The 14,595-nt window shown below is 35.7% G+C and carries 17 protein-coding genes; 15 read left to right on the plus strand and 2 right to left on the minus strand.

Annotated features, from left to right (window positions below; translation table 11 throughout):
* Positions 1-21: 21 nt before the first annotated feature.
* The 10 genes from ACRX5O_RS03960 to ACRX5O_RS04005 all read left to right on the plus strand — a co-directional run bounded on the left by ACRX5O_RS03960 (position 22) and on the right by ACRX5O_RS04005 (position 9,678).
* The gene (locus ACRX5O_RS03960) at positions 22-1,296 is read left to right on the plus strand and encodes a peptidase (protein ID WP_433904701.1); all 1,275 of its coding nucleotides are present in this window, start codon (positions 22-24) and stop codon (positions 1,294-1,296) included.
* A gap of 73 nt (positions 1,297-1,369) precedes the next feature.
* Complete coding sequence (gene ablB, locus ACRX5O_RS03965) at positions 1,370-2,239, plus strand: putative beta-lysine N-acetyltransferase (protein ID WP_433904702.1); 870 nt, start codon at positions 1,370-1,372, stop codon at positions 2,237-2,239.
* Between the two features lie 58 nt (positions 2,240-2,297).
* On the plus strand, positions 2,298-3,698 hold the full coding sequence (locus tag ACRX5O_RS03970; RefSeq protein ID WP_433904766.1) for a sigma-54 interaction domain-containing protein: 1,401 nt from the start codon (positions 2,298-2,300) through the stop codon (positions 3,696-3,698).
* A gap of 318 nt (positions 3,699-4,016) precedes the next feature.
* On the plus strand, positions 4,017-5,429 hold the full coding sequence (gene kamA / locus ACRX5O_RS03975) for a lysine 2,3-aminomutase (RefSeq protein ID WP_433904703.1): 1,413 nt from the start codon (positions 4,017-4,019) through the stop codon (positions 5,427-5,429).
* Between the two features lie 21 nt (positions 5,430-5,450).
* Positions 5,451-5,732, plus strand: coding sequence for a YokU family protein (locus tag ACRX5O_RS03980; protein WP_433904704.1), 282 nt, complete (start codon positions 5,451-5,453; stop codon positions 5,730-5,732).
* A gap of 231 nt (positions 5,733-5,963) precedes the next feature.
* The gene (locus tag ACRX5O_RS03985) at positions 5,964-6,143 is read left to right on the plus strand and encodes a hypothetical protein (RefSeq protein ID WP_433904705.1); all 180 of its coding nucleotides are present in this window, start codon (positions 5,964-5,966) and stop codon (positions 6,141-6,143) included.
* A 444-nt stretch (positions 6,144-6,587) separates the two neighbouring features.
* Positions 6,588-7,661, plus strand: coding sequence for a hypothetical protein (locus ACRX5O_RS03990; protein WP_433904706.1), 1,074 nt, complete (start codon positions 6,588-6,590; stop codon positions 7,659-7,661).
* 124 nt (positions 7,662-7,785) lie between these two features.
* Positions 7,786-8,346, plus strand: a complete 561-nt coding sequence (locus ACRX5O_RS03995) for a YybS family protein (RefSeq protein WP_433904707.1) — start codon at positions 7,786-7,788, stop codon at positions 8,344-8,346.
* A gap of 297 nt (positions 8,347-8,643) precedes the next feature.
* A complete protein-coding gene (locus ACRX5O_RS04000) occupies positions 8,644-8,859 on the plus strand; it encodes a YozE family protein (protein ID WP_119708825.1) in 216 nt (71 codons plus the stop codon).
* 123 nt (positions 8,860-8,982) lie between these two features.
* The gene (locus ACRX5O_RS04005; protein ID WP_433904708.1) at positions 8,983-9,678 is read left to right on the plus strand and encodes a germination protein YodN; all 696 of its coding nucleotides are present in this window, start codon (positions 8,983-8,985) and stop codon (positions 9,676-9,678) included.
* On the opposite strand, the gene ACRX5O_RS04010 is transcribed toward ACRX5O_RS04005, so the two are convergent.
* Entirely contained in the window at positions 9,679-9,843 is a 165-nt protein-coding gene (locus ACRX5O_RS04010) for a hypothetical protein (protein WP_433904709.1), read from the minus strand.
* 168 nt (positions 9,844-10,011) lie between these two features.
* Between ACRX5O_RS04010 and ACRX5O_RS04015 the strand changes: the two genes are divergently transcribed.
* Positions 10,012-10,185 carry a YozD family protein gene (locus ACRX5O_RS04015; RefSeq protein WP_084361903.1) on the plus strand — a complete coding sequence of 58 codons (174 nt, stop codon included), beginning with the start codon at positions 10,012-10,014 and terminating at the stop codon, positions 10,183-10,185.
* A gap of 61 nt (positions 10,186-10,246) precedes the next feature.
* Here the strand turns inward: ACRX5O_RS04015 and ACRX5O_RS04020 are convergent, their stop codons facing one another.
* On the minus strand, positions 10,247-11,380 hold the full coding sequence (locus tag ACRX5O_RS04020; protein ID WP_433904710.1) for a DUF2515 family protein: 1,134 nt from the start codon (positions 11,378-11,380) through the stop codon (positions 10,247-10,249).
* A gap of 278 nt (positions 11,381-11,658) precedes the next feature.
* Between ACRX5O_RS04020 and ACRX5O_RS04025 the strand changes: the two genes are divergently transcribed.
* The 4 genes from ACRX5O_RS04025 (at position 11,659) to deoD (ending at position 14,471) form a co-directional block, all read left to right on the plus strand.
* Positions 11,659-12,474, plus strand: a complete 816-nt coding sequence (locus tag ACRX5O_RS04025; protein ID WP_433904711.1) for a serine/threonine protein kinase — start codon at positions 11,659-11,661, stop codon at positions 12,472-12,474.
* Positions 12,461-13,231 carry a sporulation protein gene (locus ACRX5O_RS04030; RefSeq protein WP_433904712.1) on the plus strand — a complete coding sequence of 257 codons (771 nt, stop codon included), beginning with the start codon at positions 12,461-12,463 and terminating at the stop codon, positions 13,229-13,231. Before ACRX5O_RS04025 ends, ACRX5O_RS04030 begins: the two co-directional genes overlap by 14 nt.
* Before the next feature lie 123 nt (positions 13,232-13,354).
* Positions 13,355-13,663, plus strand: coding sequence for a YodL domain-containing protein (locus ACRX5O_RS04035; protein WP_433904713.1), 309 nt, complete (start codon positions 13,355-13,357; stop codon positions 13,661-13,663).
* A gap of 106 nt (positions 13,664-13,769) precedes the next feature.
* Entirely contained in the window at positions 13,770-14,471 is a 702-nt protein-coding gene (gene deoD / locus ACRX5O_RS04040) for a purine-nucleoside phosphorylase (RefSeq protein ID WP_433904714.1), read from the plus strand.
* Positions 14,472-14,595 lie beyond the last annotated feature (124 nt).

Raw genomic sequence — 14,595 nt, forward strand, 5'->3', positions numbered from 1 at the left:
TAGATAAAGGGGCGAAGAGGGATGGAAGAGGAGCTTCGCAAAGTTAGAAAGTGGATTAAAAGGAATCGCGTACATGCAACTAGACTTCTTCAAAAGCTTGTACAAGAGGGAAGTGTAAGGGGGAAGGAAGCGGCTGCTCAAGCAATTATTATTGAAAAGTGTCGAGAACTAGGTCTTCAGCTCGACATTTGGGAGATTGGTGATAAGACCCTTATGAACCATCCTGCTTACTGCTCGGATCGAAAGGATTATACTGGGAATCCGAATGTTGTTGGTATTTTGAAGGGTACTGGAAATGGCAAATCATTAATTCTAAACGGTCATATTGATGTGGTGCCAGAAAATAACTTGGACGAGTGGAAGAATGACCCTTTTAGTGGCTTTATCGAAGAGGGAAGATTATATGGTCGTGGTTCCACAGACATGAAGGGAGGAACGGTGGCCCTTATTCTTGCGATGGAATCGATTATAGCAGCGGAGATTCAGCTGAAAGGGGATATCATCTTCCAAAGTGTGATTGAAGAAGAAAGTGGAGGTGCGGGAACCTTGGCTGCCGTGCTAAGGGGATATCGGGCGGATGGAGCGATTATTCCTGAGCCTACAAATCTAAAAATCTTTCCAAAGCAACAAGGCTCTATGTGGTTTCGTGTGACAGTTAAAGGACGCTCAGCACATGGGGGTACTAGGTACGAAGGGGTAAATGCAATTGAAAAAGGAATATTGGTGATCAATCAATTGAATGAGCTAGAAAAGGTTCGGAATAGTAGAATTGTAGATCCATTATATAAAAATATACTCATTCCCATCCCGATAAATATCGGGAAAATTCATAGCGGGGATTGGCCATCCTCCGTTCCAGATATTTGTATAATAGAGGGAAGAATTGGTGTAGCACCAGACGAAAAAATGTCTTCCGTTCAGGCTGAACTAGAACATTCATTGCAGGAGCTCGAAAAGAAGGACATTTGGTTTAAAGACTATCCAACCACGGTTGAGTGGTTTGGTGGAAGGTGGATCCCAGGTGATTTAGAAATAGAACATCCGTTACTTACTACTCTTGAGTCATCCTATCGGGAAGTTATGGGATCTTCCCCTGTTATTGAAGCTTCCCCATGGGGTACAGATGGAGGAGTACTATCAAAAATTGGAGATATTCCAGTGGTGATTTTCGGTCCAGGCGTAACAGAGGTCGCTCATGATGCGAACGAATATATTGTTTTAGAAGATTTATTTACCAGTGCTGATATCATTGCTACTACCATCCTGAATTGGTGTGAAGTAAGTAGAAGTGATTAGATAGATTGTATAGAAATAATGAATAAAGTCTGACCAAGTATTTGGTCGGGCTTTCCCTTTAGGAGGAGATGCGATGAATCAGTTGCCAGCTTTTCGTACCGTTGAGGAAAGTGGGATTCGATTCGAAGTTTACATGGACGTTTTTAATAAGCGTGTACGAGTGGATCATTATGTTGGGGACCCCTACCTCGTCATCCAAACTACTGAAGAGCTTGCAAAACAGGCGAATAGTGAAAAAATAATTATTAAAGGAAAATTTGAGGACTACAAAATATTTTTAGAAAAGGGATATCGGAATGAAGCGATCATAGATGGGTATTTTTTAGGATCAGATGGATATTTTTTTTGTAAATACCTTGAGCCGGACAGAGCTTTTACCGCTCATCTTCAAGTGGAAGAAGATATCATTGCTTCTGTCCAGCATCTAAAGAGGTCGTCACAAGTGATTATGCCACCAGCAGAATACAAGATTATGAAAGTGGGTGAGAAGGAAGCCGAAATGCTTTCGGATTTGTATCGAGAGGTATTTCAAATTTATCCCACTCCCCTGCATGATCCCGAATATGTGAAAAAGACAATGAATGAAGGAACCATCTACTATGCCTTTATGTATCAACAAGAAATGATTAGTGCCGCATCTGCTGAAGTGAATTACTTGTTTCGTAACGCAGAATTAACGGATTGTGCGACTAAGAAGGAACATCGGAAATTTGGATTAATGAAGATCCTATTGAAAAAGCTTGAAGAAGACTTATTTGAACAACAAATCTACTGTTCCTACTCTATAGCAAGGTCGCTTTCCTTTGGAATGAATGCCGTTCTCCACCAATTAGGCTATCAATACCGAGGACGGTTAGTGAACAATTGTTACATTTTTGATAAGCTGGAAGACATGAATGTTTGGGTGAAAAATTTATCCACCTACCAAGCTGCCGAAAATTAATATAAAGTGACAGTTTTTCGGCACTTAGGCATATATATGCTTTAGGTGGGTGATGATGATGTTTGAAACAAGCAGTATTTCAATCGAAGTAGTGACGGAAATCTTAAAGGGCGTTGATGAGGGGATTCACGTTGTGGATCTAAACGGCAAGACGATTTTTTATAACGAAGTGGCCGCCCAACACGATGGGTTAACGGTGGGTGAAGTAATAGGGAAGCCGTTATTGGAAGTGTTTCCATCGTTAACAGAAAAGACGAGTACGTTATTAAGAGTACTGAAGTCTAGAAAAGAAATTGTGAATGTGGCTCAATCTTATTCCAATATTCATGGAAAAAAGATTGAAACGATCAACTCAACAATTCCTATTTGTGTACACGGCGATTTTTTTGGTGCGATGGAAATAGCAAAGGATTATTCCAGCATTAAAAGATTGTCTGAACAATTATTGGATTTACAAAAAGAAAACCAAGTGATGAATTCAAAGAAAAAAAGCAAAAGCTCCGTTAAGTATACCTTTGATGATTTACTAACAGAAAATAATGAGTTTCTTCAATTAAAAAAAGAAGCTTATAAGCTAGCAAAATCGCAATCATCGATATTAGTTTATGGAGAAAGTGGAACGGGGAAAGAATTATTTGTTCAAGGGATACACGATGCCTCTGTTCGAAGGAATGCCCCATTTATTGTTCAAAATTGTGCTGCCATTCCAGAAACATTACTTGAGAGCATTCTTTTTGGTACAGCAAAAGGGAGTTATACGGGAGCAATTGATCGACCTGGATTGTTTGAGCTTGCGGATGGAGGGACGCTGTTTTTGGATGAGCTTCATGCCATGCCGATTGATTTGCAGGCAAAGCTATTACGTGTTCTTGAAGATGGAATGATTCGGCGAATTGGCTCTTCGAAAAGTGTACAGGTAGACGTCCGTGTGATTGCTGCAATGAATGTTCATCCGAGAAAAGCACTGGAAGAAAATCTGATAAGAACGGATATCTTTTACCGGTTAAATGTACTAACGTTTGAACTATTGCCGCTCCGGAAAAGACCAGAAGACATTAAATTTTTATCGAAAAAATTTCTCGATTATTATAATGGAGTTCTTCATAAAAATATACAAGGTGTGTCTACTGAAGTTATGAACATATTTCACTCCTATGATTGGCCAGGGAATGTTCGGGAGCTCAAGCATACGATTGAGTATATGATGAATGTTTGTGAAGATACAAATTTGGGTATGGAACATCTACCTGCTATGCTGAAAGGAAATGCCACTGTTTTTAGAAGAGTCATCAAAAGTTATTCTCTAAAGGAACAAATACACGAGTTTGAAAAGAATATGATTTGTAACGCTCTTGAGCAAACGAGTGGAAATATAAAGCAAGCCGCAAAACTATTGGAAATCCCAAGACAAACCCTTCAATACAAAATTCAAAAGTACGAGTTGCAAGGTGCCGAGTAATCGGCACCTTTTTGTATGGAATTATATGAGTAAGTGCTCATGAAAGAGAAAAATGAGGTTGATCGGTAACAGAAAGATTGTTTCAGTGCCAGTAGAAGAGAAAAATATAGCTTAGTGGTAACTGAACTGGTGTTTCAGTGCCCGTAGAAGAGAAAAATATAGCTTTGCGGTAACTGAACCGGTGTTTCAATGCCTTTGAAGCAATAAAAAGCATCCCAACGGTAACTGAAAGGTCCCTTCAAAACAGCGCCTCCACTTATTAAGTTTTGGCACAAAACTTGCATGGTTTATGTAAAGCATGTTTGGGAGGAATGAAGAATGAAACATTCATTATATAAACCAGATCGTCATTGGTCTTCGATAGAGCTTTGGAAGGATGTTACGGAGGAGCAGTGGAATGATTGGATTTGGCAGCTGACCAATACGATTCGAACATTGGATGATTTACGAAAAGTTATTAACCTAACCCCTGATGAAGAAGAAGGAGTTAAGATCTCAACAAAAACCATTCCACTAAATATTACTCCATATTATGCATCGTTAATGAATCCGGATGATCCAAGATGTCCGATTAGAATGCAGTCTGTTCCTATTTCGCAAGAGATTGTTAAAACAAGATACGATCTGGAGGATCCTCTCCACGAAGATGAAGATTCCCCAACACCAGGTTTGACACATCGTTATCCAGATCGAGTGTTATTCCTCGTGACAAACCAATGCTCGATGTATTGTCGCTACTGTACGAGACGCCGCTTTTCCGGTCAAATCGGGATGGGAGTTCCGAAAAAGCAATTAGACGGGGCAATCAGTTATATACGAAATACGCCACAAATAAGAGATGTTCTCATCTCTGGTGGAGATGGACTTTTAATCAATGATAATGTACTTGAATATATCTTAAAGAATTTAAGAGAGATTGATCACGTTGAAATCATAAGAATAGGTACTAGAGCACCAGTTGTATTTCCACAGCGGATCACAGAAAATCTGTGTAATATCTTAAAGAAGTACCACCCAGTTTGGTTGAATACTCACTTTAATACATCGATTGAAATTACAGAGGAATCTAAAAAGGCGTGCGAAATGTTAGCAAACGCAGGAGTACCAATCGGAAACCAATCGGTGATCCTAGCAGGTATTAACGACTCTGTCCCAATCATGAAAAAGCTCATGCACGATTTAGTAAAGATTAGAGTTCGCCCCTATTATATTTACCAATGTGATCTTTCGGAAGGCATCGGTCATTTTCGAGCACCTGTTTCAAAAGGCTTAGAAATCATTGAAGGGTTACGAGGGCACACGTCTGGATATGCAGTCCCTACCTTTGTTTGTGATGCTCCCGGCGGCGGAGGAAAGATCGCTCTTCAGCCGAATTATCTCATTTCGCAAAGTGCTGACAAAGTGGTACTACGTAACTTTGAAGGTGTTATCACTTCTTATCCGGAGCCTCAGAACTATGTATCTGGTAGAGCGGAGGATTATTTCAAAAGTATATATTCTGATTATGAAAAGTACAAATCAGAAGTCGGAATTTCTGCACTTATGAACGACAGTAAATTCAACCTCGTCCCGGAAGATTTACAGCGGTTAGACAGAAGACAAAAATATCAAGAAGACCAGAATCACTCCTCGTTAAAGGAAAAACGTCAAAAGCGTGATGAACTAAAAGAAAAGAAATTCCAAGCACAGCAACAAAAATCTAGCGGACTGTCTACTCAAGAAACAGACTAAACTTTAAAGGAGTAGTGATTAGTGGATATGAGATGCGAATGGTGTGAAGGGAAGGCAAGTATCGGTGAAAGCTCTGTATATTGGGAGCTACCAGATGGATCAAGGGCAATTGAAATTACTTTAACACCTGCCATTATCTGTCTCGAATGTGAAATGGTTTATCAGGAAGAAAAGGTAATTAAGGAAATAGAGGATCAATTGTTTTTGGTTGATACAAGACAAATCGGCAGTACTATAAGTTTTAAGGAACTAATGGAACTACCTAGATTGTTAAAGAGAAATTATTTTGATTTTTCTTCTTAGTGTGACCCTATTAATAATTGGCACTCAGCTATGTGTGCCTTTGTCATGATGAAAAATCTATTGATTTGATATACGGAAAAATAACTAGCAGATAGTATCTTTTTTGAGAATAGTCGAGAAAAATTACTACTTATTGATAGAAAGCCTATTTTTATGGTTAAACATCACGTTATAATTCTTGTTTTCATATCATGACATAGACTTTAAATAAATAATTAAGGAGAGATACCTTTGCCATTTCACTTTTATCCTGTTCGACCTCCTCGTTATTATCCAGGATATGGGTATTATCCTGGGTATGGATATTATCCTGGATATGGCTATTATCCTGCACCCGGCTTTTACACTATCGGTTATACTGGACCACCTACTGGTTCGTGGACGCATGATGGACAATGGAATCCAGTTTAAGGAAGTATTATTAAAAAGTTGCTATAAATCCAATTAAGTTGTTTTAAAGAAGCCGTAGTGCTGTATTATTAAAAAAATAAGAGATCTCGCAAATAAGTGGATCTCTTTTTCATATGTGTCCATTCTGTATACGAACAAACTTCTTTTCTAATCAAAACTCTAAGTAAAGAGGATGTATCTTAGAGTTATACATAAACCCCATTTGTGGTTACAACACAATGTTCTGACCCTTTTGGAAACTTTATTTATAAAAATCCAGATGACTTTCTAATGAATCATAATGCTTTAATGTGTAATTTTTTACGTGACATATTAAAGTAATGAAAAATCAAATTTCATCTTACTCAATAATATCATGGTCTTTTAATTGTATAATTCGGTAATATTATAAATTTTTTCTAAGTATATTAAACTAAATTGTCCAATTGTTAGGGGGAATAACGATTGATATATAATTCCATAAGCAAAGATGACATGTCATCTTTGCTTAATTATTTTAATAATAGATGGATTGAAATAGGTTTAACTAACGGTTATTTTCTAAATTTTTATTTTACCGATTTGAATCAATATTATATAGGTGGTTATCTGTCTCGGGGATCATATAAAACCATTTCTTATATACCTTCAATTCCAAGTATGTATCTATATGATTGTTTATCCCAAAAAACTCAACATAACATGCTATATAAACATATAAACAAATGGGTATTACTAGGTTTTCAAAGGTCTAAATATTTAAGCTTTTTCCTGACATATATAGATGAAAATTTTATAGGTGGGTATTTAACAAGAAACATGATTAGGACCATTGATCTTTCTATTGTACATTACCAAATCTTCTTTGAAGAATATGATCGTCGATTTATGCCAAAGTTGATCTCACAAAATAGCCAAATACCAATAAAAGAACGTGAAAAACGGATACAAATTGTTAAGCGTGCGGAACGAGCTCTATTTAAACGTCTTGAAATTCGAGCATTAGCTTCTAAATATGGGAAAATCCTTAATCTTAATGACATGCCAAGTTTAGATATAATAGATGTTAAATATCTTTCGGATAAACAATTAGACCTTTATAAAGAGTTTTTTTTAGATGAGAACGGAAAATTAGACTACGTGAGAATTCAAACATGTTTTGAACTATTTGCTAACGGACAAATTCAAGGTAATAAATATCCTGGAAATTTACAACCCAACTCTGCAGGAGACTTTTTATTCGCTGAGTTTGCGCTTCAAGCCATTGATTTCAAAATAAATTTAGAAGCTTGGTCTGAATTATTAAAAACTTTTGTTAAAACGCAAGAAATCTTTATTCAAGTGTATAGACCCAATGGGATTAGAAATCCTAAATTGACTGACTATAAATATTCTAATTTTAAATATTATAAACAAGTCAGCGATAAACAAAAGGTAACGCTAAGAAACAAATATGATAATATGTCAAAAAATGAATTAGAACAGTCCTATAATAAAAATTTAAAACATGCACAATTTGTTAATTCGTTAGTATGGTAATAGCTTCCTCCAATTAATATTTACATATAGAATTAAGGTTACAGTCTTATTAGACTGTCTACCTCTATAATTGTTTTTTTTCTCGGAAAATATATGTAATGGTATTGGAGGGAGGAATCTAAAATTGTTTTTAGAGTGTATTTCAGATCATGCAAATTCACTTCATTTTGCATTAAATAATAATTTATCTAAGACTAGAAAGTTAGTGCTTGTTGCTCTACTAAGTAGTGTTGGGGCAATATTACAATCGACAGGTGGTTTTCTTTTGGGAGTTGGCTTTTTTCTTAGTCCGTTAGCTACAGCTCCTATTATATTTTGTTCAATAATATCCAACTTTTTTAGCTTTTATTCATATATTTTAACGATTCTGTTGCTTGTAATTTTACAACCAAGTGAATTATTAGTATTTACTTTCACAACTGGTATGTTAGGTATAGGAATTGGTATATCCTTTCGTTATTTTAAAAGGAGAATTTATATCATATTAATGGGAATGGCTGTTTTGTCCATTGGAATTTTTATTTTATTATATATTTTAAAGTTTCCTATTCTAGGGTCAACAATCCCAACTTCATTTCAAACTAAGAATGTTTTGTCAATCTTATTGTTTACCTTTATGTACAGTTGGGTCTGGGTAGAGATTAGTTATACTAGTTTTAGAAAATTAAAAACATATTTAAACTAAGTATTTGAAAACATTTAGTTGCTTTCATCCACCGTGTATCTATTTAAAGCAAGAATTACTTCAGGCAAAAAAAGATATATTGGGCTAGTCTATTCAACTGAATACGTATTAGAGATGATTGATCAAGGTGAACTTTAAATGCAATTAAATTTAAGCAATCAAGACAAGAAGGATAGCAAGGATATTAATAAGGAATTACTTTGACTTTACAAGTTAAGATGGTAAAAGACTTGCCTTTTCCAAAATACCTATAGTAAGGTTACAGGGAAACCATTTGTGAAAGGCGTGTCCTAAATTTTGAGAAAATCGTTCTATCACTTTTTAATGAAATATAGGCATCCAGCACCAAAGGATGCCATTAGTCGATTTGCCAATGATGCCTATGTAGATCATAGCTTTCCGAAGACATCAACTGACTATAGTGAATTATCCTCCTATTTGGAGTTAAATGGCCATTACTTAGAGAGCATGTCTGTATTTGATGACGTATGGGATTTATATATAAATGACTAGGTCATAAACTAAATTTGAATAAAAACGGTTGACACGTTTCTTCTATGAAGAGACGTTTTTTTATTGCTTGCATATACTATTGTAATCAGTAACCACGACAAACATTTGGGGTGAACCATTGACATGAGTGAGAAAAAAAAACCAAAGTATAAAATCGGTGATACTGTCGTGGTCACCATGTATGGTACGGTAGGCAAAGTAACAAATCTAAAGTGGCTTGATGGAATGTATGTATATGAAATAAATAAGAGTGAAGGATTATACATGGAATCAAGTCTCCAAATGCTTTCCGATTATGAAGGTGATCCGATCGAAAGAGAAGAGATTGATATAGAATACAAGTTTTTTATTGGCGATCTTGTCCAAGTGAAAGGTTATGGGGCGGATTTGTTTAAGGTAGTTGGTTTTCGAACAGAAATCTGGCGTTATAAGGAGGATGCATGGGAGGACGTAATTTATGAGCTCTCACGTATCAGTGATGGGGAATGGCTAGAAGCGAATGAAGATGAGTTGACGCTGATTGCAGATGCCGATAGCGCAGATACGTTTATACAAAAGCTTGGACTTTTGTATTCACTAGATAAGAAGAAAAAAACTCTTAAACTACCTGAACCGAAAAATGTCTATAGAAAAGCTGAAAGAGAAATATTAAATGAAAAAAAACAATCAAGTGAAATGATTGATGCCTTATTAGACTTGTATAATGACTATCGTATACTGTATGAAATGTTTCATGATGAAGATTATGTAAAAGTCATGAAGCTAGTATTAAAAAAACTTCAACAGTTAAAGACGAACGATGGGAAAAGCAATGTGTAATCAGTTTAAATAAAAGAAGATGAAATAAATAAAAAGCGGAATTCCTGTCCAAATAGCTCCTTGAAAAAAGAAAGATGTAATCTTCTCAAATGAATTCATTAATACACTTTCTTCACTATTTATATCCTCACTAAATGATTGAAACAACTTTGAAAAGGTTGTCATAAGAACTCCTCCTAGAATCTTTGTTTGTATTTCATCTTTATGCTTGTCCAACTAAAAACATTCCAAACGTATGAAAAGAAAATTTGAACAAAGGTGCTGTATTTTTAAGGGAATTAGCATGAAAAGGCTTTATGCAACATACATTTTGAACAAAAGGGGGGCGAGTCAATGAAGGAGATTGAGGTATTCATCGACACAGATGAAATAGCAGAGTTTTTCTTTCAAGAGCTGATGAAAAGGGGCTATGTACCCTCAGAAGGCGAAGTGGAAGAACTCGCTGATATTACTTTCGAATACTTAATCGAAAAATGCATTATAGATGAAGAAATCGAAGATGAATAGCTTAAGAAAATCATTGTATAACCCCAATAAAAAGGACGAAGCGATTAGCTTCGTCCTTTCATTATGATTCAGAAATGTTGTCCAGGGCAGAATACAAAAGATAATGACGCAAAGCGACTACCGTTAAATCATATTCAGTCACCTCTGGAAGTTCATTGAAAAACGATAAAACATTCATGTTTTTTGGATGAAACCAGTCAACTTTATTTGTATACTGATGCGTCACATCTTCCCAAACACTTTCAAGGGCGGGACTAAGCAGTTTTTCATTGGCGTTCTCCAGTTTCGTAAATAGAAAATCCCAGTAGTCACTTCTAGAACCCGTATGCGGTTGATTGTGAGCAAATTTAATTGTTTCTGATATATAGCGTTCTTCGAATAAAATTTGATAAAGCTCCTTCCCTAGTTCAACCCGCTTTTTCACATGTTCAAATTCCCTAACCGTCTTTCCACTAAGGCGATACCGGTATTTCTTTGAAAGTTTGTATGGAATAAAGATCGTTGTAAATCCAAGATTTTCTTGTAATTTGTAGGGTAGCTCTTGAAGAAGAGAGGTGGATTGATAAATTCCTTTGATCACTCGTTCCTCTAACATAAATTGTTCATTAATAATCATGGCTACGGTTATTCCCTTTGAATTCTTTTTTAAATAAAATTCGTTCCAAAAGGGTTGCATAAATGTTGATACATGAAACGCAGATAATAGGTGGAAAAGAGGTTTTCCTATTCTCTTGCTGTATTCATAAAGAAGCAATTGTGGAAAGGCATCTTGAAAAATGAATGCATTTGATCGTTCGAGGAATAAAAAGTAGCGATTTATTTGAGAAATAGACAGGAAGTCCTTTAAATAAGAGCTCTTTAAGTCGGTCATGTAATATCCCCCATTTCGGGACACGATATGAGCCAGGAAGGACCAATGAACCTCTTGATTTCTGGTGAAAAACTCATAATATGCTTGGGTTCTCGTGATGTTATTTTTGTTATACGCATGAGTTTCTTTTGTAATTTGTGCGACGATGTTTTTTTCTTTTTGATTCGTATAAAGAATTGGCGACGGGGAAAGTATGTTTAATTGTTCGATAAACATTGATTTTTCCTTTAAACTATATATCTCTTTACGTTTAATCGATGGAAGCATCAAGAGGGAAATCTTTTCTTGAAGAAGACCCAAAAAAGGAATAGAAGAAAAATTCATATTTTGCCACCTTTCTATGAAACCTTCCATGCGAAGTAACGTATATATTTATATCAACCATTAGGAGGATTGTGTGATGTTAAAAAAAATCCTAAAGTCAATATTGGGAAGTTCTCATCATCGAAAGTATAGTTCAAGTGATTATTACAAGCGTCGGAATATGCATAAACATAGCCATTACGGTCATGCACATTATAAAAGAAAACATAAAAGCAGCTTTTTTAGCTCGAAAAGCTTTTTTAGCAGTTAGTATCATATATGAAAAAAGGTCGTAAAACATGATGATTTTTAAGCCTGTTGTCTTGGCCTTCTCTTCACTAATTGATAAGGAATTAGCTGAGGGAGAGAAAATCAATGAGCGTTATATAATAGAAAAGTTTTTAGGAATGGGCAGCTATGGTCATAGTTATCTCGTTTATGATTCCTATTTAGAAAAAAAAGTTGTTTTAAAGCTAGTTCGATTTCATAAAAGGATCACAAAAAAGGGAATACGAATTCATCAGTATGAAATTGAGATACTGAAAAGCTTACAGCATTCCTCTTTTCCTACCGTTTTTGATGAAGGGATGTGGGGAAGGATTCCTTTTTTTACGATGGAGTTTATCCACGGAAAAACATTTGAGCAGCTTATCTTTACCGACGGACAGAGGTTTACTGAAGAAGAGTCTTTGGTATATGGATTAAAGCTTCTTGAACGAATAGAGTACCTTCATCAAAAAGGCATCGTCCATAGAGACTTAAGAATTCCAAATATAATGCTTGAAGGAGATGACTTAAAAGTAATAGATTTTGGATTGGCGAAGTGGTTATCACATGCTGACAATAAAAAGAGGGAACTGAAAAGCGAGATATCTCCTCGGGCTGATTACTTTCAGCTAGGCCATTTTCTCCTGTTTTTGCTTTATTCGAATTATGAGACAAATGGTAGTGAAAAGGAACGACCATGGGACGAAGAGTTATCATTATCTATAGAAACCAATCAGTTAATCAAAAGATTACTTCAAGTCGACGAACCTTTTGAAACGATAAATGAACTTAAAACTTGTTTTTTACATGCAGTGAATAAAGGGAGGAATAAACATGTCACTTTTTAATAAAGTATTTGCAAGTATTGGGATTGGATCGGCAACGGTAGATACAAAGCTTGAAAAAGACGTCTTCGTACCAGGTGAGGAAATAAGAGGAATTGTACAGATAAAGGGTGGAAAGCTTGAACAGCTAATTGATGATATTTATCTGAATCTACATACAAACTATTTAAGAGAGTCAGATGATAAAAAGCATATTGTCAAAGGGGATATTGAAAGGTTCCGCCTTATTCAAGCAGTTACAATTGGTGCAAATGAGACGAAAGAAATTCCATTTGTTATTAGGGTGCCATTTGATACTCCAATCAGTATTGGACGAACAAAAGTATGGGTAGAAACGGGATTAGATATAAAAAATGCTGTTGACCCTTCAGACAAGGATTATATTAATGTAGTCCCTAATCGATTAATGAAAGGTGTATTAGATACAGTTGCTGAACTAGGTTTTCGATTGAGAGAGGCAGATTGTGAAGAACTTCCATACCGCAAAAGAAGACGATTACCCTTTGCCCAGGAATTTGAATTTGTTGCTGTTTCGGGATCCTTTAGAGGCAAACTAGATGAGCTAGAATTGATATTCTTTCCTCAATCAGATGAGCAAATGGATCTTGCTTTGCAAATAGACCGGAGAGCAAGAGGATTAGGTGGTTTCATAGCAGAAGCTCTTGAAATGGATGAAACGAATATCCATTTGAGTATTCATAGTAGCGACCTTCCGATTCTAAAATCAAAGCTTGAGTCCATTATTAGTCAATATTCTTAACTATATTACAACACTTTTTTTGTCAAAGCGGTATCTCGACAAAAAAAGTGTTTTTTTGATGAAGGATTCGACAGGGCAAAAGTCTAATCAAAAAGGGAGTGGATAAAAAAGGGGGGCTTGAGGTTGTTAAAGGAACGGAGCAGGCTATTAAAGAAAACGTATGAAGTAATGATCTTTCAAACACCCAAATTCAGGCAGACTAAAGGGTATAAACAAGTGTACCGTATGAATGTAACGGGCAGTTCACATCTGCATATTTTAGAAGATGTGTTTCGTATATTTAATGTAAAAGACAGCATTCCAAATGATTATCAAGGTCGATATATGGGAACAGGTGATATTATTTATATTGACGAGGGGAGACAGGGTACTAGTTACTATCAACTTCAGCCGGGTGGTTGGAAAAAAATAAGCCGAATTCATGTACTTTAACAAGACTGTGGAGACAACCTCCGCAGTTTTTTATTTTTACAGTAAATATGGTATAGTTTATTTGGTGAATATTATATCTGTAAACTAAAACGGGAGTGAAAACCAGATGAGTGTACATATCGGCGCGAAAGAAAATGAAATAGCGGAAACAGTTCTTCTTCCAGGAGATCCTTTACGAGCAAAATATATCGCAGAAACCTTTTTAGAAGGTGCTACTTGTTATAATGAAGTTAGAGGAATGTTAGGATTCACAGGAACATATAAAGGGAAGAGAGTATCTGTACAAGGAACAGGTATGGGTGTTCCATCAATCTCTATTTACATAAACGAATTAATGAATAGTTATAATGTTCAAAACCTCATTCGTGTAGGTACATGTGGGGCGATTCAGAAGGATGTTAAAGTTAGAGACGTGATTTTAGCAATGAGTGCTTCAACAGACTCCCAAATGAATCGACTAACTTTTGGTGGCGTGGACTATGCTCCTACTGCGAACTTTGATTTATTAAAGCGCGCATACGATGTAGGTGTTGAGAAAGGTTTGAATTTAAAGGTAGGAAACGTATTTACTGCGGACATGTTCTATAACGATAATAGCGAACTTGAAAAATGGGCGAATTACCAAATTTTGGCGATCGAAATGGAAACAGCTGCTCTGTATACATTAGCTGCCAAATTTGATCGTAATGCTTTATCTGTTCTAACGGTAAGCGATCATATTCTTACTGGGGAAGAAACGACAGCGGAAGAAAGACAAACCACTTTTAATGACATGATTGTTGTTGCATTGGATGCAGCCATTCAATAAAAAATGAAGCAGCTTCTAAAATTAGAAGCTGCTTTTTCTATTCTCTTTTTTTCAAAAAGGATGCTGCATTTTTTTATTGATGATAAAATAGAAATATTGTATTAGAAAAAGAAGATAGGTGGAA

This window comes from Robertmurraya mesotrionivorans (genome assembly GCF_050971805.1).
Taxonomy (GTDB): Bacteria; Bacillota; Bacilli; order Bacillales; family Cytobacillaceae; genus Robertmurraya_A.

Coding starts and splice junctions, on each gene's coding strand:
- ACRX5O_RS03960 (WP_433904701.1), top strand. CDS start 22: ATGGAAGAGGAGCTTCGCAAAGTTAGAAAGTGGATTAAAAGGAATCGC.
- ablB (WP_433904702.1), top strand. CDS start 1,370: ATGAATCAGTTGCCAGCTTTTCGTACCGTTGAGGAAAGTGGGATTCGA.
- ACRX5O_RS03970 (WP_433904766.1), top strand. CDS start 2,298: ATGTTTGAAACAAGCAGTATTTCAATCGAAGTAGTGACGGAAATCTTA.
- kamA (WP_433904703.1), top strand. CDS start 4,017: ATGAAACATTCATTATATAAACCAGATCGTCATTGGTCTTCGATAGAG.
- ACRX5O_RS04005 (WP_433904708.1), top strand. CDS start 8,983: ATGAGTGAGAAAAAAAAACCAAAGTATAAAATCGGTGATACTGTCGTG.
- ACRX5O_RS04010 (WP_433904709.1), bottom strand. CDS start 9,843: ATGACAACCTTTTCAAAGTTGTTTCAATCATTTAGTGAGGATATAAAT.
- ACRX5O_RS04015 (WP_084361903.1), top strand. CDS start 10,012: ATGAAGGAGATTGAGGTATTCATCGACACAGATGAAATAGCAGAGTTT.
- ACRX5O_RS04020 (WP_433904710.1), bottom strand. CDS start 11,380: ATGAATTTTTCTTCTATTCCTTTTTTGGGTCTTCTTCAAGAAAAGATT.
- ACRX5O_RS04025 (WP_433904711.1), top strand. CDS start 11,659: ATGATGATTTTTAAGCCTGTTGTCTTGGCCTTCTCTTCACTAATTGAT.
- ACRX5O_RS04030 (WP_433904712.1), top strand. CDS start 12,461: ATGTCACTTTTTAATAAAGTATTTGCAAGTATTGGGATTGGATCGGCA.
- deoD (WP_433904714.1), top strand. CDS start 13,770: ATGAGTGTACATATCGGCGCGAAAGAAAATGAAATAGCGGAAACAGTT.